We start from the raw sequence: 23732 nt of genomic DNA, 5'->3' as shown, positions 1-23732 counted from the left end.
TGAAGGCTGTAACCGCATTACCGGAAGGGGATCAGATTGATGACGAATGCAACGCACGATCAAACCGTGAGCTTGCGAAAACCTGTCGCGGACAACATCATAGCGCGATTTTCGCAAGCCCTGGTGGCGTTTGCGGAGCGCTGGTTTCCGGATGCCTACGTCTTCGTCCTGATCGCGGTGATTGCGGTCGCGATCGGCGCGATCCTGCATGGCGGTTCGCCGCTCGCCGTCAGCCGCGCGTTTGGTGACGGGTTCTGGAACCTGATTCCCTTCACGATGCAGATGGCGCTGGTCGCGATCGGCGGCTATGTCGTGGCGATGTCGCCGCCGGTGGCGGCGGTGCTGGCACGGCTCGCCAGCGTGCCGAAGACCGGGCGCGGCGCCGTGGTCTTCGTCGGCGTGCTCAGCATCTTCCTGTCGCTGCTGAACTGGGGCCTGAGCCTGATCTTCTCGGGTCTTCTGGTGCGCGAGATCGCACGGCGCACCGACATCAGGCTCGACTACCGGGCGGCCGGCGCCGCCGGCTATCTCGGGCTCGGCTGCGGCTTCACCCTCGGTATCACCTCCTCGGCCGCGCAGCTGCAGGCCAATGCCGGCAGCATTCCGGCGTCGCTCCTGCCGATCACCGGCGTGATCGGCTTCTCGGAAACCATCCTGACCTGGCAGAACATGATCACCGTCGCGATGGTGACCGTGGTCTCTGCTGCGATCTGCTATTTCACGACGCCGGCGCCCGAGCAGGCCAGGACCGCAGAAGACCTCGGCGTTGCGCTCGGCAATGATCGCATCGAGGCCAGGAAGCCGGCGCGTCCGGGCGACTGGCTCGAGTTCAGCCCGCTGCTGACGATCCTGATCGCCGTGCTTGCCGCCGGCTGGTTGTGGCAGACATTCCAGTCGGGCAATCCGTTGATCACGCTGTCGGGCCTCAACACCTATAATTTCGTCTTCCTCATCCTCGGCATCGTGCTGCACTGGCGACCGCGCAGCCTCATCGAGTCGTTCTCGAAGGCGATGCCGAGTGTCTCCGGCGTGCTGTTGCAGTTTCCGTTCTACGCCGGCATTGCGCAGATTTTGACCAAGGTCCCGAACAGCAGCGGCACGACGCTGTCGGACACGATCGCACACTGGTTCGTCGGTGCCTCCAGCAATTCCACCGTGTTTTCGTTCCTGGTCGGAATCTATTCGGCGCTGCTCGGCTTCTTCGTGCCATCGGCCGGCGGAAAGTGGATCATCGAGGCGCCCTACATCATGAAGGCGGCCAACGACATCGGCGCGCATCTCGGCTGGACGGTGATGGTCTACAACATCGCCGAGACGCTGCCGAACTTCATCAACCCGTTCTGGATGCTGCCGCTGCTCGGCATCCTCGGCCTGAAGTCGAAGGATCTGATCGGCTACACCTCGGTGCAGTTCTTCATCCATTTCCCGATCGTGATGCTGTTGGCGGCGATCCTGATGGCGACCTTCACCTATCACCCGCCGATCCTGCCCTGAGCGACCTTGGCCAAGCACCGGGATGCACGGTGTCCGGCCAATTCAGCGCTCCACGACCGTCACCACCAAAACTGTGCTGTTTTTCCGCTGGCCGCGAATGAGGCGTCGCGCCGGGCTCTTATCTTTGGTCAGCCATTTCATTGACCGCCGCGCGGTTCGGCCGGATATTGCTGCGCGATACCCCGCGTTGTTCAAGGCCACCGCAATGAGACACGACCACCGCAGCTTGATGTGCGACATGCGAAACCGCATGCAGCATCGCTGCGTCTCGGCGGCGACCGGCGTCTGTTGTTGATCGCTCCAACAAGTCAAGCACCCGACAATCAGACAGGAGCGCCGTCGTCCGGCGATCGAACACGCATGTCCCAAGCCCAAATGTCTCAAGCCTATGTCATCGAAGTATCGGATCGGACCGCTGGTATCGTCGTCAGCGACAAAAGCGGCTTCTGCTTCTTCTCCTCGGATCGCGCCTTTGACGGCCTCGACGGTGGCTATTTCGGCTCCGCGCGCGCCGCGGAGCGCGCGGTGAGGGCGCATTTGCAGCGGCACCGCGAGGTCCGGGGCCGTGCGACGCGCGGTTGAGGCCGTTTCTCAGGAGGCCGCGGCGAGCGGCGGCGAGACCACCTGTGGTGCCTCGGGCACCTGCATGGCAGTCGTTGCCAGCTGGAAGCGGATGCCGTGCAACGAGCAGGTCAGCGGGATGCCGCGAAAGTCGTCGTGGAAGGCACGGATCCGGCGCGCCAGCTCGCCGGCGCTGATGTCGGTGGGGAGCTCGCACATCTCGCGGTACATCCACCGCGTGCTCTTGATTCCGCACCAGGCGATCTCCAATTCCGCCAACGGCGTGGGATCGCAGGCGAGATCGCGTGACATCCGCCAGAACAGATGGGCAAGCCGCACATAGGCGATCTGTTCGAGACCGCGCACGCTGATCTTGTCGGGAATGATGAAGGACTCGACCCCGACGATCGGGCCGGAATCGACGCGCGCGGCCATCACATGGGCCGTCGCGCCGAAGGTGCGGGCACCGTCATAGAGCGCGAAATGCGCCGGCGCCCAGCCGGGATATTGCGGCGGGCCGGGATGGAAATTGTAGGCGCAGTGGCCGAGCGCCGCCAGAATGTGCTCCGGCACGATGACGCTGGTGGTGAAGGCCAACAGCCGGGCCTCGCGCAAGACCTCCGGCTCGATCGCGGCGAGCTCGTCGGCCGTTACCGCGCAGCTGAACGACAGCGCCGGATTGTGCGCCTTCAATAGTTCGGTGAGCGCGAATTGCTGGTTGGCGGCACCGGTAAGAAGGATGATTGTCTTCATGATGTCGATGTCCTTCCCTTGCTCTGTCTTTCCGGCGTTAATCAGCCGTGCTGCCCGGCCATCACGACGACGCTGCCGGCATCGCGGGACTGGCCCACGGTGCGGAACAGATCGGCCGGCAGCGCCTGCCACGGCGCGATCTCGATGATGCGGTTGTTCGCGCTTTTCGCGGCCGATTTCGCCGCGCGGATATCGTCCTGCCAGGGGCAGAGTGCGAGCTCGAGCCGGCCGAACCCGCCGCAATCGGCTGCGAACGCGCCGGTGACCGCCTCGATGCTGGCAGCCATTTCGCGCGCGTCGCTGGCCGCGATATCGCGCATGATCACGGTGATCGCATCATTCGAGGCCGCCTGCGACCGGATCACGATCATGGCGTCACGGCCGCCGCTGCGGCTGGCGCGCCGCGCGGCCCGCATCGCGACGCCGAATTCGGCGTCCGGTCCAAGATCGCTGCTGTCGGTGGGCAGGTTGTGAACGACCGTGGTGTGGCGGGGCGTGCCGGCGTCTTCGGCCGGAGCGTGGTATGAACGCGGCAGCCAGACGGTGTCGAGCGCCATCTGCGACGATGTCAGGCTCCAGGCCTGGTCGAGCAGATAGCCTTCCCAGACCGCGGGATAGGCGCTCGCGATGTGATGCCAGTTGCGCAGCACCGTTTCGGCGGCGGGCGAACGGGCGAGATAGAGGGTGCGCGCCGACATTTCCCACCGGTTCCATTTGTGAAGCGCGATGTCGCATGCGAGGGACGACGGCAGCATTGGCGGCTCGCTGAGGACTGCGTCGGCCTCGATGAACAGCAGCGGCTCGCGATGCTGCTCCCACATCCGCAGCAAGAAGGCGGATTTCTCGGCTGCGCGCATGTGCTCGCCGTCTGCGGTGTCGATCGGTGCGATATCGCAGGGGATCCGAAATTCGGCCAGCTTGTCGCGGAGAGCGCGGGCATGGTCGTCGCCGCAAGCGCGGGGGTAGCAGGAGACCACGCGCAGCGATGCCTCGGACCTTGAGCCTTGCTCGGGCGCGATCGGGCGCCAATTGAGGCCGCCCCACCACATCTCGTGCGGGCCATCGAAGCTCGGCCCGATCGTTCCGAGGTCGGTCAGCTTGGATTTCAGGAAGTCGAAGGCGGGATTCTCGCCGAAGGGGACGACGACCGCGCAGTCGGCGCGAAGCGACCGGTAAAGCATCTCGGCGGCGGGGCCGCTCGGTGGCTCGACGAGGATGATGACGCCATGGTCCCTCGCCGGCGCCGAGCCGGCCTGATGGACGACCGCGGGTCCGAGCCGCTCCGACAGCCAGGCGAGCCGCCGGCGCTGCGCAGCACTCATCCGGATGCCGTTCGCCGCCAGCAAGTGGTCGAAGTCCGTCTGCAAGCCGTCCGCTTGCGCCGTGTCAGCCGAAATCATGCCCGCACTACCCCTCGTTAACCTTCTACGTGCGGGGCGGCCGGATCAGGCGGACAAATCAGCTGTCGTTGTTCATTGTCGGCATGCCTCTGGCGCTGCGCCAGGTCAGTGTGGCCGAAGCGGCGCCGTTGCCGTCGCGGTCCGCGACCGCAAGGATGCGGTCATGGTCGAGGGCGGTCAGCGCGACCGTGTAGATGGCGACGTCGTCTTCGAAGCCGTCGACGGGGATGAGCAGCATGCCGTCGTCACTGGTGGCGCGGAAGTGACGGCCGCGCCGTTCGAGGCCGGCATCGATGAGCCGTCCCTCGGCGATCGCTGTCACGTTCGAACTCTCGGCGGCTGTCGCGGCGCTCTCGCCGTATTGGACCGTGATGCCGTGGAGCATCCCGTCGCGGGTGAGCTTGGCCAGCGGCAGCGCGATAGTCGCGATTGCCATCCGGCGCGACAGCGGTATCCGCAGGCGGAGGTCGCCGAGCCCGGTATGATAGACGTTGATCGCCTCCAGCGAAGCCTGGCCGTTCCGATCGAACAGACCGACCTGCAGCGTCCCGCACAGCGCTTCGCCGAACACATTCGCGGGCAGGCGATTGGCGCCGAACAGCGTGTAGAGATAGGCATGCGACGGCGACAGGGCGGCAAAGCTGCCCGCCAGCCACATCGGGGGCGCCGGAGCCGTGCAGGCGGTCATGAGGCCGCGGGCGATGATGCTATCATTGACGAAGTCGGCATCGAGCAATGGCGCCAGCGCCGGGGTGCCGAGATTGACGTCATGCTTGATGCCGCCGAGCAGCGCGAGCTCATCATCGTCCGGCAGCAGCAGGAGGCGGCCGAGCACGGCGGCCGTCCAGCGCGCCGCGACCGCGGGGGCGGCATCGGGCTGCAATCCGTAGCGTGGTGCCAGCTCGCGGGCGCGCGAAACATAGGCCAGCGTTCCGGATTGCACCTCGGTCGCCAGCGCCAGCTGGGCGGCCGGGCGCTGATCACCCTCGCGCAATACCTCACCGTCGCGATAGTCCCGCGCCGATCCTTCGGTCGAACAGCACAGCTGCTCCAGCAATGCGACGTTGCGGATCAGCATGCGCTTGACGTGCGGCGTGACGACGCGATCAGAGACCAGGCCCTCCGCGGTGTCGTCATCGGACATGCCGTCGAAGGCATCGTCAAGCGTCAGCAGATAGGCGCCGTGCAGGCGGATGCGGATGCCCTCGCGATCGAAAATTCGCCGCAACGACTTCTGCACGCTTGCGGAATAGCCGAGGTCGACCAGGATCAGATCGGTGCAGCCGTCGAAATCCCGGATATGCGCGCGAAGATAGGTCAGCAAACGGGTCCGGACACCGGCAGCGATATCGGTGATCTCGCGCGGGTCCATCAGATCGGGCAGGGCGTCGGCGAGTTCGCGGCCGCTGGCAATGCCGTCGGGATACTGCGCGAAGAACTTCATCACGGCGGGCGGCTGCACCTTGACGATGTCGATAAAGGTCGCCGCGTCGATCTTGACGACCCGGCTCAGCAGCTCACAGAGTGGTTCGAGCGTATCGGCAGACCCGACCAGGCTGACGCGACGATTGATCTCGATATAGGCGCCGGTCTCGCCGTGGTTTGCCTGCCAGACGCGATGCGGCAGCAGGCCGTCGCGGCCGAGGAAGCCGACCGCAACGCGCGCGCCCTCGCGAGCAAGCGCGCTGCGCCGCGCGGCAATGAATGCGTCGAACGCCGCCATCACCGGGCCGAGCACGGTCACGCCGAGGTCGAAGGCGGGAGCAGGCTCCGCGCTCTTCGCCGTCACCGCGCGCCGCAGCGTGCGGGCGCCGCAATCGAGCCGCGACGGCTGATCGGGACACAGCAATTCGAAGATCGATGCTTCGCGTTGAAACTTGGAAGCCAGCGCCGCGCCGGCCTGCGGGTAGTAGCGCGGACGGATGCCGTGACGGCGCGCGCCGTTGACATCCGCGGTGTGGTTGTCGCCGACATGGAACGAGCTTGCCGCGTCGATGCCTTGCTCGGCGAGATAGGCTTCAAACAGTGCCTCGCTCTTGCTGCTGCCGTGATCGCAGGACGCATAGAGGAAATCCCAGCTCAGCCCGGGACTGCAGGAACGCAGCAGCTGCGCGAGTTGGTCGGTGCTCCAGTAGGTGTCGGAAATGAAGCCGACGCGAAAACCGCCGCGCTTCATGTCCAGATATTGCTCGAGCATTTCGGGATTGGCGCGGCACAGCTCGAGCTCGGTCTCGAACTCGATCTGCGCGAGATCCTGCAACGCATCGCGGCTCAGGCCGAACAGCCTGAACGGAAAGTATTTGTAGATGTCGGCGATGCGCACTTCAGTTGAGCCGCACCGCTCCTGCGATACTTTGCGCGCCCGCGCCTCCGCCTGGATTCGATGCTGAACGAAACTGGCGGACATGTTCGGAAATTTTTCAGCAATGCAGGAACGCTGAAAAACCCCTTCAAATATGCCATCCGGCGTCGTGCAGGCGCGCAACAGAAATGTATCGAAAACATCGAATGAACATGCCGAAACGTTCTGCGCTCGACGCGTCGCGTCGACCGTCATGATTGTCATGCGCAAAATTCCCGCCAGTCCTCATGCGTTGAACGCGCGCGTGAGACAAATCAGGCGCGACAGTTCAAAAAAGTTGATGCGGGATTCGAAAACGCGCGCTTCGCGACTGACAGATTCAAAAAATCCGATAACGTCGAAACAGTGATTCGGAAAAAATTGCCTAGTCGCAATCGTCGAATGCAAGATGGCGACCAACGGCGGTGAGTCACTCGCATGCTCGGCGCATGCATGGGTTCGCGTGGCGTTAGTTGGTGTGACAACAGCGTTTTCCGACGCGACGATCTCTTCCGCGGAAATGCGAGGCGATGCTGAACGACTGCTCCAAACTCCGTCGCATTTTTCCCTGCGCCTACGCGCAGCGGCAGCTTTTGCCGGGCGGTCGGCAAAAACATCCGGCTAAGCATTTGAAAAATAACAAAAAAAGTTCGCCTGGTTTGCTGACGCTCTCCGTTCAACGCTCAGAAGCCGCATGGAATGTGTGCCAGCGGCGTTGGTTGGAGAGCGGCGGATGAGTTACGCGCTTGATATGAGGGCACCGGCCGAAGTGGAGGCCACGCCGGCCGCGGTTGCGCCGGCCGAAGCGGCTGCTCCGTGGAGCAACGTTCCGACCGTTGCCGATGCGGGTCCGCTCGACACCGTCGAGATCCACGACGAAGACAAGGAATTGCTCGACCGTCTCGCCGCCGGCGACGAGACGGCGTTCCGTGCTCTGGTCGAACGTCACGTCGATCGCGCCTACGCGATCGCGCTGCGCATCGTCGGCAACGCCGCCGACGCCGAGGACGTGGTGCAGGACACGATGCTGAAGGTGTGGACGCATCGCGGCCGCTGGCAGCATGGCCGCGCCAAGTTCTCGACCTGGCTCTATCGTGTCGTCAGCAACCGCTGCATCGATCTGCGCCGCAAGCCGCGCACCGAGAATGTCGATGTCGTGCCCGAGGTCGCCGACACCCAGCTCGATGCCTCCGCCGTGATCGAGCGCAACGAGATCGGCAATCTGCTGGAGGTCGCGATGCAGCGGCTGCCCGAGCAGCAGCGCGTCGCGGTGATCCTCTCCTATCACGAGAACATGAGCAACGGCGAGATCGCCGAGGTCATGGATACGACCGTGGCCGCGGTGGAGTCGCTGTTGAAGCGAGGACGGCAGCAGCTGCGCGAGATGCTGAAGCGGCACGAGCGCGACCTGCGCGGCGCGTTTACCGACTGCTAACCATAAATTCCGGCTTCTGAAGATTTTGCGCCTGACCACCGGCGGCCGGCCCGTTTGATCGGGCGGACGGGGGCTGGATCCGCGTCACCTCTCTTTTTCACGATGCGGCATGCCATGCCCCATCAGCACAGGAGCTACTCATGCCGGCAATCTCCACCAACACCGCCGCGAACTCCGCGGTCCGTTACCTCAACATCAACTCGCAGCAGGAAACCAGCGCGCTGTCGAAGCTGTCGAGCGGCTCGCGCATCACCTCGGCTTCCGACGACGCGGCCGGTCTTGCGATCTCGACCCGCATCTCCTCCGACATCACGACGCTGCAGCAGGCCGCCACCAACGCGGCGCAGGCGACCTCGATCCTGCAGACCGCCGACGGCGGCGCCTCCAACATCTCGGACATCCTGGCCCGCATGAAGTCGCTGGCTTCCGAGTCCGCCTCGGGCACCGTGGCCGATTCCAGCCGCGCCTACATCAACTCGGAATTCACGCAGCTCAAGGGCGAAATCGACTCGATCGCCAGCGGAACCCGCTACAGCAGCCAGAGCTTGCTCGACGGTTCGAGCGTGTTCTCCTCGGGCGTCTCGGTGCTGGTCGGTTCGACCTCGGCCGACACCATCACGATCACGCTGACGAGCCTCACGGCCTCGTCGCTGTCCGTGACGTCGCTCGATGTGTCCAGTCTGTCGAGCGCCACCAGCGCGATGACGGCTCTCGACACCGCGATCGACAAGGTTTCGTCCGCACGCGCCGAGATCGGTGCTCAGGAATCCCGCTTCAACTTCAGCGCTGACTCGATCTCGACCCAGACCCAGAACCTGCAGTCGGCGAACTCGGCGATCAAGGACGTCGATATCGCTTCCGAGCAGGCGACGCTGTCCTCGGCCGAGGTGAAGACCCAGGCCGCGGTCTCGGCGGAAACCGCGGCGAACCAGATGCCGCAGTACCTGCTGAAGCTGCTCGGCTAATTCGAAAGATCGATCGGGCCGGCATGATGCCGGCCCGGTTCCTATCGCGGCGGAAGTGTCGACATGACGGTTAGCAGCGCCACCTCGAGCACATCAAACACGACGTCGACCAGTTCCGCCAGCACGGTGACAACGACCGGCACGACCAATTCGACCAGCATCGATTGGGATGCCCTGATCGAGGCCGAGGTCAACGCCAAGCTCGCAGCGGCGACCTCGATCACCACGACGATCACCGCGAACCAGGCCAAGATCACGGCCTATCAATCGCTGCAGACCGAGCTGTCGACGCTGGCGACCGGGTTGTCGTCGCTCAGCACCTCGATCATCAATTCGATTGCCACCAACGCGTTCGCCACCCGGGCGGCGACGATCTCGTCCACCGGTGACGTCAGCGCCTCGTCGGCGCTCAACATGAGCGTCAACAGCGGCTCGGCGACCGGCGATCACACGCTCCAGATCACCCAGCTCGCAACCGCGCAGAAGGTGATCGGCTCCTCGCAGTCGAGCAGCTCGACGGCGCTGGGCCTCTCCGGCACTTTCTCGCTCGGCCTGTCCGGCGGCACCAGCACGGCGATCTCGATCACCAGCGGCATGTCGATGCAGGATATCGTCGACACCATCAACGCCCAGACCTCGACCACCAATGTCCAGGCCTCCATCGTCCAGGTGTCGAGCGGGTCCTACGAGATGGTGCTGACGGGGACGCAGGACGCCGCTGACATCGCCTATTCGTCGACGTCGGGCGATGACATCCTGAACAAGCTCGGCGTCACCGACACGTCCGGGGCGTTCACCGACGTGCTGCAGAAGTCGCAGTCCGCGGAGTTCACCCTCGACGGCATCGCGCTCACGCGTAACACCAACGACATTTCCGACGTCCTGTCCGGCGTCACGTTCGACCTGCTGCAGCCGACGCCGAGCGGCACCAGCCTCAACATCAGCATCGAGACCGACACCAGCCAGATCACGTCAGCGCTGCAGACCTTCGTCACCAACTACAACGCATTTCGCGACCAGGTGATCGCGCAGTCGGCGCAGAATTCCGACGGCACGGCCGCGTCGAGCGCGGTGCTGTTCGGCGACAGCACGATGCGCGATCTCATGACCCAGCTGCAGCAGGTGCTCAGCGGGACGGTCGGCGGCATGACGATGGCCGATCTCGGCCTGTCCTTCAATGAGAACAACGAGCTCCAGCTCGATACCGGAACGCTGTCGACGGTGCTGACGCAAAATCTCGCCGGCGTCACCCAGCTGCTGTCGGCGCAGACCGCCACTTCGTCCAGCCAGCTCAGTGTGGTCAATACCGGCACATCGCCGCAATCCTTCACGCTCGACCTCACGGTGGACTCCACCGGTACGCTGACCGGAGCCTCGGTCGGCGGCGACAGCTCCCGCTTTTCGGTGGTCGGCAACACCATCATCGGCAATTCAGGAACGATCTACGCCGGTATGGCCTTCACCTATACGGGCTCGACCTCGCAATCGATCACGGTGACATCGTCGTCCGGTTTGGCGACGCAGCTCTACCAGCTCGCGCACACCAGTTCCGGCACCAGCGGTCAACTCCAGACCATGATCTCCAACTTGCAGTCGCGCGATACCGACCTGCAGTCCCAGGTCAGCGACATTCAGAGCAATGCGGCGACGTTCAAGGCTCAGCTGCAGGTTCAATACGCCAATTACCAGGCGGCCATCGAAAGCGCGAACAACACGCTGGGCTACCTGAAAGCACTCCTAGACGCATCATCGAGTAACTAATGACCCAGAACGCGACCGCCTACCACGCCAACAATGCCTATCGATCCGCCGCAGTGGCGGTGCCGCCGCTGAAGGCGGTGGTGATGCTGTGCGACGGCGCGATCACGCTGTTGCAGAAGGCGCTGGAAGCGCACGAGGCGAAGCGCTTCGAGGAAGGGCACATCTATCTGACGCGGGCGACCGCGATCCTGCGCGGGCTGAGCCACAATCTCGATTTCACCCGTGGCGGCGCGATGGCCGATCGTCTCTACCGCACCTATAGCGCCCTGATCATGGCGTGCCTGCGCTCCTATGGCCGGCCGCAGGCCAGGGAGAATTTCCGGCGCATCATCGCGAGCCTGGCGGAACTGCGCGACGCCTGGAAGTTCGTCGAGGCGACCGCCGGCAAGGCCGCCAAGGCCAGGGCACTCGACAAGACGCTCGAATCAGCCGCCGGCCGCTGAGCTTGGAGAGGGCCGCGAATCACCCGACGAGGGCGCTTAGCCGGCGCAGCAAAGGGCCTGAGCGGGCGCCCTGGTTGGGGAAAATAGCCGTGCGGCAAGCACCTTGCTGGACCTGATGCGGCAGCGGCGGAAATTGATTTCCGCCGTCCTGCGAATGCTTTATGACAGCCTTGGCGACGAGGCTGGATCTGCGCGCGCGATGGACGTTGCGACATTCGAAGACCTGATCGACCGGCTGGGGGAGGATCTGTCCCGCTGGCCCGACGATCAACGTCTTGCCGCCGTCCAGCTCCTGGCATCTTCGGCCGAGGCGCGGACGCTCTACGAAGAGGCGAGTGCGGTACGCGGCGGGCTCGCGGCGCCGCCGGTTCGCGCACCCAAGGGTCTTGCCGACCGCATCGTGACCGCGGCGGCGAAGTTGCCCCAGAAGCCCGCTTCGGGGCCGGCCTCGGCTGACGATCAGCCGAACGATGCACAAGCACCGGGCCAATCCGCACAGCAAGGCAAGGTGCTGCCTGCGCTGCTGCTGGCCCTCTGCCTGTTGCCCGCATTGACGCCGCCGGCATTGATGCTCGGCGAGCCGGATCTGCCGATCAGCCTTTCGCTCTAAAACGCTGCGCATTGCCGTTGCAGCTCTCCGCGGGCTCTCGCGGCGAGATGCACGCCTGCGAGCCATGAACCTGCCACGGACACGGCAAATTCTGCCGATTCATCAAGTGATTCCGGGTGGATGAATCCGCGCCTGAAATCGGCGCGTCATCCGTTCTATCTGCGAACGACATCACGACCCCAATGTTCCACCGCGTTCCGTCGCGCATTCCGCGGCGAAGAGAGCCTTGTCATGACCGTCTCCTCGGCAACCTCTGCTGCAACGTCCACCACGTCGAGCTCGTCGTCGAGCGCGTCGATGGGAATGAGCTCGACCGATTTCCTCAACCTTCTCGTCAGCGAGCTGCAAAACCAGGATCCGCTGAACGCCACCAGCACGACCGACTTCATCAACCAGCTCACCTCCTACGCCAACTTCACCGAGCAGCAGTCGACCAACGCCAGCATGACATCGCTGGCGAGCTCGTTCTCGAGCCTCGTGACGCTCAACTCGGTCAACTATATCGGCCACACCGTCGAGGCGAAGACGAACACGGCGGAACTGACCAACGGCTCGGCGACCTTCGGCTACTCGCTCACATCGGCCGCGTCCAACGTCGCGATCACGATCCAGGACTCCTCGGGCAACACGGTGTGGAGCGGCAAGGGAACCGGAACCGCCGGCTCCAACACCTTCACCTGGAACGGCCAGACCTCCGACGGGACCCAGCTCAAGGACGGCGGCCAGTACACGATTCAGGTGACCGCGACCGACTCCGCCGGAAACTCGCTGCTCAGCTACACCACGATGACGGGAACGGTGACCGGCATCGATGCCTCCGGCTCGACGCCGTCGCTGCTCGTGAACGGCGTCCCCGTCAGCGCCGCCAACATCATCGGCGTCACGTCCTGATTGCTTCCGGAGTCATATCATGAGTCTCACTGGTGCTCTTTCCTCGGCGATCTCGGCGCTCAATGCGCAGAGCCAGTCGTTGGCAATGATCTCCGACAACATTTCCAACGCCGATACCACGGGCTACAAGACCACGTCGGCGATGTTCCAGGATCTGGTGACCGCGTCGAACAGCGCCACCTCATATACGTCCGGCGGCGTCACGGTGTCCGGCCGCGCCAACATCACCCAGCAGGGCTTGCTGTCCGCGACCACCAACGCCACCGACGTCGCGATCCAGGGCAGCGGCTTCTTCGTCACCACCAACGCGACGTCCGGCGGCACCACCTCCTATACGCGCAACGGTGCGTTCACCACCGACAATCTGGGCTACCTCGTCAACAACGGCAATTACCTCGAGGGCTGGCGCACCGACGCTGACGGCAACATCATCGGCAATGCCTCCGCCGCGAGCCTTGGTCCGATCAATACGCAGGTGGCTTCCACCAGCGGCAGCGCCACCACCAAGACCACGGTCGCGGCGAACCTGCCGGCCGATGCCGCGGTCGGTGCGACCTTCAATAGCTCGATGACGGTCTACGATTCGCTTGGCACGGCAAGCACGATCCAGATCGATTGGAAGAAGACCGCCGACAACAGCTGGCAGGCCAGTTTCGAGACGCCAAAGCTCGCCTCGGACTCCACGACAGACAGCGCCAACGCGATCACCGATACGGTGGATATCACCTTCAACAGCGACGGCTCGCTCGCCTCGACCAGCCCGAGCCCTCCCGTCATATCGGTGACGGGTTGGAAGGATGGGGCGGCCGACAGTTCTGCCGCCAATGGCACGGCCATCACGCTCAATCTCGGCACGGCTGGCAAAACCGACGGCCTCACGCAGTATTCGTCAGGCGAGACCACGCCGGCCGTCGACCTTACGAGCATCACGTCGGACGGTCTGCCCTATGGCAAGCTGAGCAGCATTTCGATCGGCAAGGGAGGCGTGGTCGACGCCACCTACTCCAACGGGCAGACGATCGCGATCTACAAGATTGCGGTCGCGACTTTCAGCGATCCCAACGGATTGAGCGCGGCCAGCGACGGCATGTACTCCGCGACGGCAGCTTCCGGCAACGCCACGCTGCAGACCTCGGGCACCAACGGCGCCGGCACGATCTACGGCAGCGAGCTGGAGTCGAGCACCACCGATACCAGCGGCCAGTTCTCCAACATGATCTCGGCGCAGCAGGCCTATTCGGCGGCCTCGCAGGTGATCACCACAGTCGACAAGATGTTCGATACGCTGATCTCGGCGGTGTCGCGATGATGACCGACAAGCGGAATGACCGCTTGCTGGTCAGGCTTCAGCGGCTGAAGGCGAAGGCCGCTGCGGTTCGGCCGGACGACCGGGCGCAGCTCCGTGCGTTGCTCGACGATGTGGGAACGTTGCGGGACCAGCTGATGCGCGAATGCGCTCGGCTCGACCATGAACTCAACCGGGCCACGGTCCGGGTAACGGCGATCACCGCGTACGGGCGCAGCGCACAATCAGTTCGCGCCCTGCGTCGCGGACACTAGCTTGAACGGGAGCGATGACATGACACCGGAACGCAACATCAAGATCAATCCCGCGGGCAATGACGAGCGCGCCAGGTCGTTGATCGCGCTGATCGACAATCTGATCGCGATCGTGAACGAGGAGAATGTCGAGCTCGCCAAGGGGCTGCCGGCCTCGCGGCTGAAGCAGGTCGACGAGAAGCACCGCCTCGCCACCCTGTTCGAGCAGTGTGTGGCGGAGGCGGTCGGCAAGACCGCAAACCTCAACGTCCAGGATCGTGTGCTGCGGGAGCAGCTGATGGATCGGATCCTGAAGCTTCGGATGGCGATGGACGAGAACGTGATGCGGTTGCGGGCGGCGATCGATGCGAGCAACCGCAGGATCGAGGCGATCATGCAGGCAATCCGCGAGCAGATCGCCAACGTATCGCCCTATGGTGCCGGCGGCCGTCGCGTCACACCCGCGATGTCCTATGGCACCAACGTACGGGCGTGATCGGGCCGGCGCCGGAGGGAGGTTGTCGTGTCGTCGCTCGATATTGCACGGAGCATCGCATTCAGCGGGCTGTCAGCCACGCAGGTGCAGATCAGCGTAGCCTCGGCCAACATCTCCAATGCCGACACCAAGGGCTATACCGCGAAGACCGCCAACCAGAGCAGCAGCGTCACCTCTGGTGTCGGGACCGGCGTCACGATCACGGGGATCAGCAGCGCGGTCGACAAGCTGCTGCTGAAGTCGCTGGTCGGAGCCGATTCCGATCTCGGCGCCGCCGACACCAACAACAACTATCTGACCGAGCTCCAGCAGCTCTATGGCAGCACCTCGAGCAGCGACAGCTCCACGACAGGCACCTCGCTGGCGAATACGATCGCGGCATTCGAGTCGGCGCTGTCGTCGTTGGCGAGCACGCCGAGCAGCGCGTCGCTGCAGTCGAACGCCGGCAGCGCGCTTGCGGCCGTGACGACGCAGCTGCAGCAGACCTCGAGCGGCATCCAGAAGCTGCGCTCCAATGCCGACCAGGACATCGCCTCGTCGGTCAGCGACATCAATTCCGATCTGCAGCAGATCTCCGACCTCAACAAGCAGATCAAGCAGGAAGCGGCCGCCGGCCAGTCGACCGCCGATCTGGAGGACCAGCGCAACAGCGCGCTGCAGGATCTCGCGTCGATGATGAATGTGAGCTATTTCACCACGTCGAGCGGCGATCTGCAGGTCTATACCGGATCGGGGCAGGCGCTGGTCGATAGCACGGCGCATCCGCTGAGCTATACGGCGCTGCCCAGCGTCACGGCGTCCACGACATATAGCGCGGGATCGTTGAGCGGTTTCAGCGGCATCACCGTCAATGGGGTCGACGTCACCTCGCAGATCTCCTCGGGCAAGGTCAGCGCGCTGATTACCTTGCGTGACCAGACGCTGCCGGCGGCGCAGTCGCAGCTCGACGAGCTGGCCCGGCAGCTGACCGCGACCGTCAACGCGGTATCGAACCAGGGCGCGTCGGTGCCGCCGCCGGCGAGCCTGACCGGGACCGGCACCGTGAGCAGCACGACGCCGCTGTCGGCGACCGGCACGGTGCGCATCGCGGTTGCGGACAAGAGCGGCAATCTGGTGTCCTACCAGGACCTCGATCTGTCGTCCTACGCAACGGTCGGTGATCTCGCCACCGCGATCAACGGTATCTCGGGGCTGTCAGCTTCGGTCGATGCCAACGGACACTTGTCGATCTCGACGACCACATCCGGCAACGGCGTTGCGATCAACGAGATGACGAGCTCGGTCGGCAGTTCGGGCGAGGGCTTTTCGGATTACTTCGGGTTCAACGACCTGATCACCGGGACCGGCGCGTCCGACATCGCCGTTCGCAGCGACATCCTCAACGGCACGGCGGCGCTGCCGACGGCGACGCTCGATGCGTCGTCCACGATGACGGCCGGAAACTCGGTGCTGTCACCGGGCTCGGCGACGGTGGTGAACGCGCTCTCGAGCGCGCTGACGGGGTCGACCAATTTCGGCATGGCCGGCGGCCTCGGGGCGACCACCGGCTCTTTCACGGACTACGCGGCCGCCATCGTCGCCAACGTCGCCGGCAAGGCGACCCAGGCGTCGGCGGCCTACACCGCCAAGCAAACCGCGCAGTCGACATATGCGAATTCGCTGTCGTCGCAGTCCGGCGTCAACATTGACGAGGAATCCGCAAATCTGAGTGCGTTGCAGAACAAATACGCCGCCGCGTCCCAGATCATTACGGCCATCAACGCCATGTTCTCGGCGCTGATGACTGCGATGAGCGCCAGCTGAGCCCGAGGCCGTCGTCATGATGATGCGTGTTGCCACCTTTGCTCAGTCGGACCAGATGATATCAAACGCGCTGCGGGTGCAGGCGGTCATGGCCAACGAGCAGGTGCAGGAGTCCTCCGGGCTGCAATCCGAGGATTTCGGCGGCTATGGTTCCGGCGCCGGGCGCGTCATCAATTTGCAGGTGTCGGTGACGCGCGCGCAGTCCTATATCGATGCCGGCCAACTGGCCGGTAACAAGGTGCAGGTGATGTATTCGGCGGTCGGTTCGGTGACCGACATCATCACGCAGCTGCGGACCCAGCTCAGCGCGGCCACCACCGGCAGCGGCACGGCGACGGCATCGGTGATCAACTATGCCCAGCAGGCCATGGCGCAGATGCAGGGGCTGCTCAACACCCAGTATGACGGCGAATATGTCTTCAGCGGCGCCCGCACCGACACCGCGCCGGCGGATTTGTCGAGCTTCGACACCGGCACCGGATCGCTGACGACATCAGACGCCAGCTATTACAAGGGCGACAGCGAGATCGCGTCCGTACGCGTGTCGGACAGCCAGTCGATTTCCTACGGCGTCACCGCCGACAATCCGGCGTTCGAGCAGGTCATGCGGCTCTTGAAATTCGTCGGCAACAGCACGACGCTGTCGTCGAGCGACATCACGCAGGCGCTCGACCTCGCGAGTAATGCGCTGGATGCCACATCCACCGTGCAGGCAAAGTTGTCGGCCGCGGCGTCGCAGATCGAGACCGCCAGCACAAACCAGAGTGACTATCAGAATTTTGCGAAGACGCTGTCGACGGACCTCACCAGCGTCGATGTCGCGGCCGTGACGGCACAGCTTTCGACCTATCAGGCGCAGCTGACGGCGTCCTATTCGGCGATCTCCAAGATCCAGAGCATGAATCTGGCGAGCTATTTGCGATAGCTATCGCCGGCATCACCGGTTCAGGATCTTCAGCCAGACATCGCCGAGGATGATCGGCTCACGCGGCGGAAGCCAGGTGAGGCCGGCGGCCTTGCCGAGCTCCGCGATGGTGCCCTTGGCCTGCAGATCGGCGAGGACCTTGTTGACGGCTTCCAGCAGCGCCTTGTCGGATTCGAGCGCAACGTAACCGCGGTTGGCGCCGATCGGATAATAGTAGCCCGAGGCCGTGATCCTGGTGTCCGGATGTTCAGCGCGGTAGGCGTCGAAGCGGCGCAGGTCGAGCAGCGTGGCGTCGAATTCGCTGCGTTCCAGTTCTCCGAGCAGGTCGCTGCGCCCCGGAACGAGGTGCGTGATGTCGTCGATCAGCTTACCCTTGTCAAAGGTCATCAGGATGGCGTCGCCCAGCGTGCCGCTTTCGATCGTCAGGCGAAGGCCGGCGAGATCGCCGATGCCGGTGATCTTGCGCTCCTTGAGCTTGTCCTTGGCCTTGGGACCGAGGACGATGGTCATCGGCGAATAGATGTAGGGCTGGCTTGGCGCCAGCACGCCGATCGGGATCCGCCGGCGGCGATCCTCGCGGGTGGCGCCGTCGAAGTCCGGCAGCTTGGCTGTCGTGACGCCGGGTGCCTTCAGCGAGTCCGTGGTAAGCGCGTAGCCGCCGACCAGCGAGCAGCGCCCGTCCGACAGCAGCGCATTGGCTTCGAGCGCCGGGCTCGAATCTTCGTCGAGCTTGCTCTCGAACCACTGGATCTTGAGCGGCCGTCCAAGTCGCTCGGCAATGGCCTGCGCGAGCGCGACGTCGAAGCCGGCATCGGGCTTGCCGCGATGATGCGCCGATAGCGGCGGCAGATCCTCGTCGAGGCATACCTTGAGCGGTTCGTCGGCGGCATGCGCTGCCGACGACAAAGCGAGAAGCAGGGCTGTCGCGGCGCCCGCAAGAAGAGCCCTCATTGGGTCCTCCGGCTCGACACGAAGGCCCAGACGTCGGCGATCTCCTGCTCGTTCAGGATGTCGACCCAGGGCGGCATCTTGCCGTTCTTGCCTTGCTTCACGGTGGTCACGAAGCGCGTCTTGTCGTCGGGAAACGCGCGCAAGTCCGGCGTGATGGTGCCGGAATTGACCATGTTGGGCCCATGGCAATGCGAGCAGTTCTTGGCGTAGGTGACCTTGCCCTGGTCGGCCTGACCCTCAAGGTCGATTGCGGTGGTTTGCTGTGCGGCGGCCGGAATCAGCATGATCACCGCCGCCGCGACGGCGGCGAAGATCGCCGCCGTCAACAGGGTTACTCGTTCAGTCACGTGTGCTCCGCGCTCAGTTCTTGACCGCGAAAACCCATAGCGAGCCGCCGGGTGGGACCTTGGCAAGCCGCTCGTCGCCCGAGAACAGCGAATAGACGCCGCCATAGCCGGAGGTGACGGCGACATACTGCACGCCGTCCTGCTGCCACGTGACGGGTTGTCCTTCGATGCCCGAGCCGGTCTGGAACTGCCAGAGCTTCTTGCCGGTATCGGCGTCGAACGCCTCGAATTCACCGGTCAGCTGACCGGAGAACACCACGCCGCCACCGGTGGAGAGCACGCCGGAGAAGCGCGGAATATCGCTCGGCGCTTCCCACTTCGCCTTGCCGGTCATCGGATCGATCGCCTTCAGATGGCCGCGCGGTCCGGTGCCCCATTCCCAGGGATCGGTGAGATCCATGCCGAGATACCATTCGCCCTGCTTGAACGTCACCGGCTCGGCCTTGTACTTGCCGCCGAACGCGAGCGTGTTGGCGTAGGCGAGGCCGGTCTGCGGATTGAACGACATCGGCTCCCAGTTCTTGCCGCCGAGGATCGACGGGTAGACGGTGACCTTCTTGCCTTCACGCGCATCCTTGGTGATGTCGGTCTCGATCGGCCGTCCGGTCTTCATGTCGATGCCGGTGGCCCAGTTGACGTTCACATAAGGATTGGCCGCGAGCAGCTTCCCGTTGGTGCGATCGAGCACGTAGAAGAAGCCATTGCGGTTGGCGTCCATCAGCACCTTGGTCGGCTTGCCCTCGACATTCATGTCGGCGAGCACCATCTCGGCCACCGAGTCATAGTCGAACGGATTGTTCGGCGAGAACTGGTAGTGCCACTTGATCTTGCCGGTCTTCGGATCGAGCGCCAGCACTGAGCAGGTGTAGAGGTTGTCGCCGGGACGCACCGCCGAGTTGAACGGTCCAGGATTGCCGATGCCCCAATACACCGTGTTCAATTCGGGATCGTAGGAGCCGGTGATCCAGGTCGAGCCGCCACCGAGCTTCCAGGTGTCGCCCTTCCAGGTGTCGCCACCGGGTTCGTCCGGGGTCGGGATCGAGTAGGTACGCCAGAGCTTCTTGCCGGTGGCGGGATCCCAGCCGTCGATGAAGCCGCGGGTGCCGAACTCGGCGCCCGAGATGCCCGTGATCACGACGCCGTCGGCAACCAGCGGGGCCACCGTCATCGAGTAGCCTTCCTTGATATCCGCGGCCTTCTGGCGCCACAGCTCCTTGCCGGTCTTGGCATCGAGCGCGATCACATTGGCGTCGAGCGTGGTGCGGAACACCTTGCCGTCATACAGCGCAGCACCGCGATTGATGATGCCGCAGCAGACGATACGCGGCGTCTCGGCGGGATACTCGACCTTGGTCTTCCAGATCTGCTTGCCGGATTTGGCGTCGATCGCGATCGTGGCGTTGTGCGTGGTGACGTAAATGACGCCCTGGTAGACGAGCGGCTGCGATTCCTCGCTGCGGTCGTCGTTCAAACTGTAATTCCAGACCGGCACCAGATTTTTGACGGTGTCCTTGTTGATCTGGTTCAGCGTCGAGAAGCGTTGAAGATTGTAACCCATGCCGTAATTGAGAACGTTCGAAGTATCAGTCGCCCCCTTGACCAACTGCTCGTTGGTCTGGGCGCTTGCACCATACGATGCAAGAATCACGAGGCTTGCGGCCAGCGCAATGCGTCTCATCCTATCCTCCCAATGAATCTTTTTTCCGCACGCCTATTCCTGACGTTGCGGACGGAACCATCCGCCTGAAACCAAAACGGGTCAATACGAAAACGTGAACGAGCGCCCGCTAACCGCAAGAGACTGATCGAAAGCGTCAGGTCTTTCGCAGATGCGTTCGTGGCTTGCCGTCGCGTGGAATACGCTACACCAGCGCGGCCCGCCGTGATGCCGCGGCGCGAACGGTCAGCTGGACGGCGTCGGGGGACAGACACTCGGCCGCGGTTTCGCGCCCCGCTTGTCCGGCGGCACATTGCAATTATCGATACGCTGCTCGTCGGTCCATTTGCGACCGAGCCGTTCCTTGCCGGTGAGCACGCGCTGCTGGACCGCCTCCGCCGATGGGGCAGGGTGCCGGGTCTGCGCGGACACGGGCGCAAGCAGACCGAGCACAACCAGACAGCCCAATGCGCTCCTCCAAATGTCGCTCATGGCTCGCCTCGATCATCTTGGTGCGATACGTCGGAGCTTCACAGGTGACCAGTCGGGAGGTCTCTTTCCACCCGAAAACCGACAAGGGCTCACCGGTTGCGCCAGCTGTCGAAGGTTCGCCAAGGCTGTTATGGTGCGCTTTTCGTGGCGCACTTCGCCCCGTCGCCGGAGCGGCACGTAAGGGAGATGAATGATGATTTCGCGTCGATCGTTTGCTCTGACTTTGGCCATGGCCGTCCTGTCGGCGCCCGCCCTGGCGGCATCCGGCCGCAAGGGCGCGCTGAAGATGCTCGATCCTGACAATGACGGTACGGTCGATCTCGCCGAAGCCAAGAAGGCAGCTGCCGACCTGTTCGCGAAGCTCGATCCCGACCATGACGGCACGCTCGACGCGCGCGAATTGCGCGGACGGCTGACCGCGAAAGAACTGGCCGCTGCCGATCCGGATCACGACGGCACCCTGACGCTCGACGAATACCTTGCGGTCGTCGAGCAGCGCTTCAAGGCCGCAGATCCCGACAATGACGGAACGCTGGACGCGAAAGAGTTGAAGTCGCGTGCCGGCCGAGCCCTGTTGCGCCTGCTCCAATAGGTTGCCAGCCGGCGAACTTTGCCGGGCGGACTTGCCGGATATTGACGCAGAATTCCGCGCATAACAAAAAAAGTTGCGATTTCGCTCTTGGGCAAGACGCGGCTGGATGAATCGGGTCTCCTTACCCACGCGTCGCCGCCCGGCAGCTGGAAAATGCCCGACGGATCAATGTCGGAGTTCCCGATGCCGGGCAGATGTCAGCGAGCCGTCGTCCGCTTCGGCATGTCCAGCAGCGAAGTCGGGTCCTTACCCGGCCGGCTTGCGCCCTGGAAAAGGCAGCCCTAGCTTGCCGCGCGGCGCGAGGCTTGCGCCAACTTATGACTTGGGAGAAGGAAATGGCCTGGAAAACACCGAAGATCGTCGAAGTGCCGGTGGGCATGGAAATCAACATGTACGCCTGCGCAGCGCGCAAGTAATCTTAAGACAAGTAACGCGAGACAGCCTGCCCGGCTCGTGCAGCGCGCTGCATCGAGCCGGGCAGGCGTCTTTTGTCGAACGTGTCTTTCTCGGGCGCTGCGGCCGCTCGGACAGCTTCTCTCATACCCTTCCCACAAGACCTTGAGACCGACACCACCTGCGCGATTGGCGGGCCTAGCTGCTTTGTCCTACAGTGTGGCCTGAGGCGGTGGTGCGGGGACAATGAATCCAAAACTCAAGACCGGGCGTTGGGCGGGGATGCTGTGCGCGGCGATTGCCGGCATCGCGGCGGTGTTGCCGCCTGGCGCATATGCCGAGGACTTTGATACCGAGCACATCTTCGGCTTCATGATCGGCTCCGACGTGGGCAATGTCGGTGAGCGCGAATTCCAGAGCCAGACCACAGGGCGCTTCGCCAAGGACGGCGGCCGGTATCGCACGCTCAATCAGGAAATGGAGCTCGAGCTCGTGCCCGCGCAGAATTTTCGTGTCGAGCTCGGAACGTCATTCGGCGCATACGACATCAACCGCGTTCCGGGTCTTGACGATCGGCGCCAGCTGTCGTGGCAGAGCGTCTCGGTCGATTTCCGCTATCGCTTTCTGAATCGCGAGACGGCGCCCTTTGGCATGACGGTCGCGCTGGAGACGCGTGCCGATCGCGTCGACGAGACGACGGCCGCAGCCGTCCGTAGTTATGGCACCGAACTCACGGTCGCGTTCGACCGCGAGGTGATCCCGAATTTTGTCATCGCGGCCCTCAACCTAAGCTATGAGCCGGAATGGACGCGCACGCCGCGCACCGGCGCTGCGGATCAGGATGCCACCATCGGTGCCGCATTCGGCCTCATGGCCAGGGTGAAGCCGGATATCCTGATCGGCGGCGAAGCGCGCTATTTCAGGAAGTACGAGGGAATCGGCCTGGATGAACTGTCCGGGCAGGCGCTGTTCATCGGACCGACCGCCTATTTCCAGCTCTCCGAACGTTCACGCCTGACCGCGACCTGGAGCGTCCAGGCCTGGGGGCAGCGGGCCGGGAGCAATGCCGCCCTCGACCTCGTCAATTTCGAGCGCCATCAGGCGCGGCTGGTGTACGGTTTGAACTTCTAGAGCGTGAAGCCTCCCGGACCGGGTTCCCCAACCTCTCACGGGGCTGTGAAACCCGGACGTGGCTGATTACGTATTTCGCCGTGTTATCTATTGCATGAGCACGCTTAGGGATCGCGCATGAACCCGATTGATCTGATCGTCACGGTATGTGCCGTGCTGTCGCCCGCCACCTGCGAGGAGCAGCATCTGGTGTTCAACTGGAACGGCTCGCTGCAGCAATGCGCCATGGCCGCGCCGCCTTACATCGCGCGGTGGGTCGGCGAACATCCGAAATGGACCGCGGTGCGCTGGCGTTGCGAATATCCGCACAGCAACGATCGGGCCGGCACGGGCGGCGAGCTGCCGGCGGGTTAGCCTTCCTATTTGTTGCAGTCCTTCAAGTCCTTGTCGGATACCGAAAACACGGCGTCGGCCTTGATCTCGATGTCGCGAACGAAGCACTGCCTGGCGCCGCTGTAGCCGACCTTGGCGTCGTAGCGGCCGGGCTCGACGCCGGTGATCCGCAGGCGCTCGTCATGGTCGACTTCCTTGTCCTTGTCGTTGAGCGTCTGGTTCGGACCCCACTCGTTCTTGCCTGCCGGCGACAGCGCGAAGCTCGAAATCGTGGCGCTGGTCAGATTCCACAGCCGAATGCCTTTGCCCTTGCTTTGGGCGAGCACCGTCGCCGGCAGCACAAGCGACGCAACACCAACAGCGATCAACGCGCGCGACATCCAGCCTCTCCTTTATGCTTCGTCCAAGGATGACGGCGT

27 protein-coding genes are annotated in these 23732 nt (G+C 63.9%); 18 read left to right on the top strand and 9 right to left on the bottom strand.

All coding sequences use genetic code 11. The features are described 5' to 3' along the window. The first annotated feature begins 39 nt into the window (after positions 1-39). Complete coding sequence (locus ACVIHF_RS23095) at positions 40-1494, top strand: short-chain fatty acid transporter (RefSeq protein ID WP_456792595.1); 1455 nt, start codon at positions 40-42, stop codon at positions 1492-1494. Between the two features lie 42 nt (positions 1495-1536). Here ACVIHF_RS23095 and ACVIHF_RS23090 read toward each other — a convergent pair whose 3' ends face one another. Next, positions 1537-1734, bottom strand: a complete 198-nt coding sequence (locus ACVIHF_RS23090) for a hypothetical protein (protein ID WP_143271242.1) — start codon at positions 1732-1734, stop codon at positions 1537-1539. A 120-nt stretch (positions 1735-1854) separates the two neighbouring features. Between ACVIHF_RS23090 and ACVIHF_RS23085 the strand changes: the two genes are divergently transcribed. After that, positions 1855-2076, top strand: coding sequence for a hypothetical protein (locus ACVIHF_RS23085; RefSeq protein ID WP_253607681.1), 222 nt, complete (start codon positions 1855-1857; stop codon positions 2074-2076). A gap of 9 nt (positions 2077-2085) precedes the next feature. On the opposite strand, the gene ACVIHF_RS23080 is transcribed toward ACVIHF_RS23085, so the two are convergent. From ACVIHF_RS23080 to ACVIHF_RS23070, 3 genes are read right to left on the bottom strand one after another with little or no spacing between them, the layout of a single operon-like run. Then, positions 2086-2811 (bottom strand): formyltransferase family protein, encoded by a 726-nt coding sequence (locus ACVIHF_RS23080; RefSeq protein ID WP_456781884.1) that lies wholly within the window; start codon positions 2809-2811, stop codon positions 2086-2088. Between the two features lie 38 nt (positions 2812-2849). Then, the gene (locus ACVIHF_RS23075; protein ID WP_456792594.1) at positions 2850-4208 is read right to left on the bottom strand and encodes a hypothetical protein; all 1359 of its coding nucleotides are present in this window, start codon (positions 4206-4208) and stop codon (positions 2850-2852) included. 58 nt (positions 4209-4266) lie between these two features. Further along, entirely contained in the window at positions 4267-6615 is a 2349-nt protein-coding gene (locus ACVIHF_RS23070) for a hypothetical protein (RefSeq protein WP_456792593.1), read from the bottom strand. A gap of 464 nt (positions 6616-7079) precedes the next feature. Between ACVIHF_RS23070 and ACVIHF_RS23065 the strand changes: the two genes are divergently transcribed. From ACVIHF_RS23065 to ACVIHF_RS23010, 12 genes are all read left to right on the top strand, one after another. Then, positions 7080-7286 carry a hypothetical protein gene (locus ACVIHF_RS23065; protein WP_253625916.1) on the top strand — a complete coding sequence of 69 codons (207 nt, stop codon included), beginning with the start codon at positions 7080-7082 and terminating at the stop codon, positions 7284-7286. After that, positions 7283-7984: an RNA polymerase sigma factor gene (locus ACVIHF_RS23060; RefSeq protein ID WP_028336955.1), complete on the top strand. Its 702-nt coding sequence runs from the start codon at positions 7283-7285 to the stop codon at positions 7982-7984. Before ACVIHF_RS23065 ends, ACVIHF_RS23060 begins: the two co-directional genes overlap by 4 nt. 140 nt (positions 7985-8124) lie before the next feature. Next, the gene (locus ACVIHF_RS23055) at positions 8125-8949 is read left to right on the top strand and encodes a flagellin (protein ID WP_028336954.1); all 825 of its coding nucleotides are present in this window, start codon (positions 8125-8127) and stop codon (positions 8947-8949) included. 63 nt (positions 8950-9012) lie between these two features. Beyond that, positions 9013-10710 carry a flagellar filament capping protein FliD gene (gene fliD, locus ACVIHF_RS23050; RefSeq protein ID WP_456792592.1) on the top strand — a complete coding sequence of 566 codons (1698 nt, stop codon included), beginning with the start codon at positions 9013-9015 and terminating at the stop codon, positions 10708-10710. Further along, positions 10710-11153, top strand: a complete 444-nt coding sequence (locus ACVIHF_RS23045; RefSeq protein WP_253607687.1) for a flagellar export chaperone FliS — start codon at positions 10710-10712, stop codon at positions 11151-11153. The genes fliD and ACVIHF_RS23045 overlap by 1 nt, the downstream gene beginning before the upstream one ends. A 103-nt stretch (positions 11154-11256) precedes the next feature. Beyond that, positions 11257-11763 carry a hypothetical protein gene (locus tag ACVIHF_RS23040; protein WP_456792591.1) on the top strand — a complete coding sequence of 169 codons (507 nt, stop codon included), beginning with the start codon at positions 11257-11259 and terminating at the stop codon, positions 11761-11763. A gap of 231 nt (positions 11764-11994) precedes the next feature. Next, complete coding sequence (locus ACVIHF_RS23035) at positions 11995-12654, top strand: flagellar hook assembly protein FlgD (RefSeq protein ID WP_225647635.1); 660 nt, start codon at positions 11995-11997, stop codon at positions 12652-12654. A 19-nt stretch (positions 12655-12673) separates the two neighbouring features. Further along, the gene (flgE, locus tag ACVIHF_RS23030) at positions 12674-13963 is read left to right on the top strand and encodes a flagellar hook protein FlgE (RefSeq protein ID WP_028340077.1); all 1290 of its coding nucleotides are present in this window, start codon (positions 12674-12676) and stop codon (positions 13961-13963) included. Continuing rightward, the gene (locus tag ACVIHF_RS23025; RefSeq protein ID WP_456780086.1) at positions 13960-14214 is read left to right on the top strand and encodes a hypothetical protein; all 255 of its coding nucleotides are present in this window, start codon (positions 13960-13962) and stop codon (positions 14212-14214) included. The genes flgE and ACVIHF_RS23025 overlap by 4 nt, the downstream gene beginning before the upstream one ends. A gap of 19 nt (positions 14215-14233) precedes the next feature. Next, the gene (locus ACVIHF_RS23020; protein ID WP_038379117.1) at positions 14234-14689 is read left to right on the top strand and encodes a hypothetical protein; all 456 of its coding nucleotides are present in this window, start codon (positions 14234-14236) and stop codon (positions 14687-14689) included. A 27-nt stretch (positions 14690-14716) separates the two neighbouring features. Beyond that, positions 14717-16492, top strand: a complete 1776-nt coding sequence (gene flgK, locus ACVIHF_RS23015; RefSeq protein WP_456792590.1) for a flagellar hook-associated protein FlgK — start codon at positions 14717-14719, stop codon at positions 16490-16492. Between the two features lie 16 nt (positions 16493-16508). Then, the gene (locus ACVIHF_RS23010; RefSeq protein WP_456780088.1) at positions 16509-17417 is read left to right on the top strand and encodes a flagellin; all 909 of its coding nucleotides are present in this window, start codon (positions 16509-16511) and stop codon (positions 17415-17417) included. 12 nt (positions 17418-17429) lie between these two features. Here ACVIHF_RS23010 and ACVIHF_RS23005 read toward each other — a convergent pair whose 3' ends face one another. From ACVIHF_RS23005 to ACVIHF_RS22990, 4 genes are all read right to left on the bottom strand, one after another. Further along, positions 17430-18368: a substrate-binding periplasmic protein gene (locus tag ACVIHF_RS23005; RefSeq protein ID WP_456792589.1), complete on the bottom strand. Its 939-nt coding sequence runs from the start codon at positions 18366-18368 to the stop codon at positions 17430-17432. Further along, positions 18365-18652 carry a c-type cytochrome gene (locus ACVIHF_RS23000; RefSeq protein WP_253609934.1) on the bottom strand — a complete coding sequence of 96 codons (288 nt, stop codon included), beginning with the start codon at positions 18650-18652 and terminating at the stop codon, positions 18365-18367. The genes ACVIHF_RS23005 and ACVIHF_RS23000 overlap by 4 nt, the downstream gene beginning before the upstream one ends. A gap of 76 nt (positions 18653-18728) precedes the next feature. Then, complete coding sequence (locus tag ACVIHF_RS22995) at positions 18729-20393, bottom strand: methanol/ethanol family PQQ-dependent dehydrogenase (protein WP_018272901.1); 1665 nt, start codon at positions 20391-20393, stop codon at positions 18729-18731. Between the two features lie 225 nt (positions 20394-20618). After that, complete coding sequence (locus ACVIHF_RS22990) at positions 20619-20864, bottom strand: hypothetical protein (protein ID WP_246786780.1); 246 nt, start codon at positions 20862-20864, stop codon at positions 20619-20621. Positions 20865-21057: 193 nt separating this feature from the next. On the opposite strand from ACVIHF_RS22990, the gene ACVIHF_RS22985 reads away from it, so the two are divergent. The 4 genes from ACVIHF_RS22985 (at position 21058) to ACVIHF_RS22970 (ending at position 23334) form a co-directional block, all read left to right on the top strand. Continuing rightward, positions 21058-21456: a calcium-binding protein gene (locus ACVIHF_RS22985; RefSeq protein WP_456792588.1), complete on the top strand. Its 399-nt coding sequence runs from the start codon at positions 21058-21060 to the stop codon at positions 21454-21456. Between the two features lie 335 nt (positions 21457-21791). Beyond that, a complete protein-coding gene (gene pqqA / locus ACVIHF_RS22980; protein ID WP_009031067.1) occupies positions 21792-21872 on the top strand; it encodes a pyrroloquinoline quinone precursor peptide PqqA in 81 nt (26 codons plus the stop codon). 223 nt (positions 21873-22095) lie between these two features. After that, the gene (locus ACVIHF_RS22975; RefSeq protein ID WP_375167067.1) at positions 22096-22980 is read left to right on the top strand and encodes a hypothetical protein; all 885 of its coding nucleotides are present in this window, start codon (positions 22096-22098) and stop codon (positions 22978-22980) included. Positions 22981-23097: 117 nt separating this feature from the next. Next, entirely contained in the window at positions 23098-23334 is a 237-nt protein-coding gene (locus ACVIHF_RS22970) for a hypothetical protein (RefSeq protein WP_168856069.1), read from the top strand. Between the two features lie 5 nt (positions 23335-23339). On the opposite strand, the gene ACVIHF_RS22965 is transcribed toward ACVIHF_RS22970, so the two are convergent. Beyond that, positions 23340-23693, bottom strand: a complete 354-nt coding sequence (locus ACVIHF_RS22965; protein WP_057020572.1) for a hypothetical protein — start codon at positions 23691-23693, stop codon at positions 23340-23342. Positions 23694-23732: the final 39 nt, after the last annotated feature.

The organism is Bradyrhizobium sp. USDA 4506 (assembly GCF_054058795.1).
Note: the sequence above shows the minus strand (reverse complement) of the source record. Positions and strands in the feature narration are given on the sequence as shown.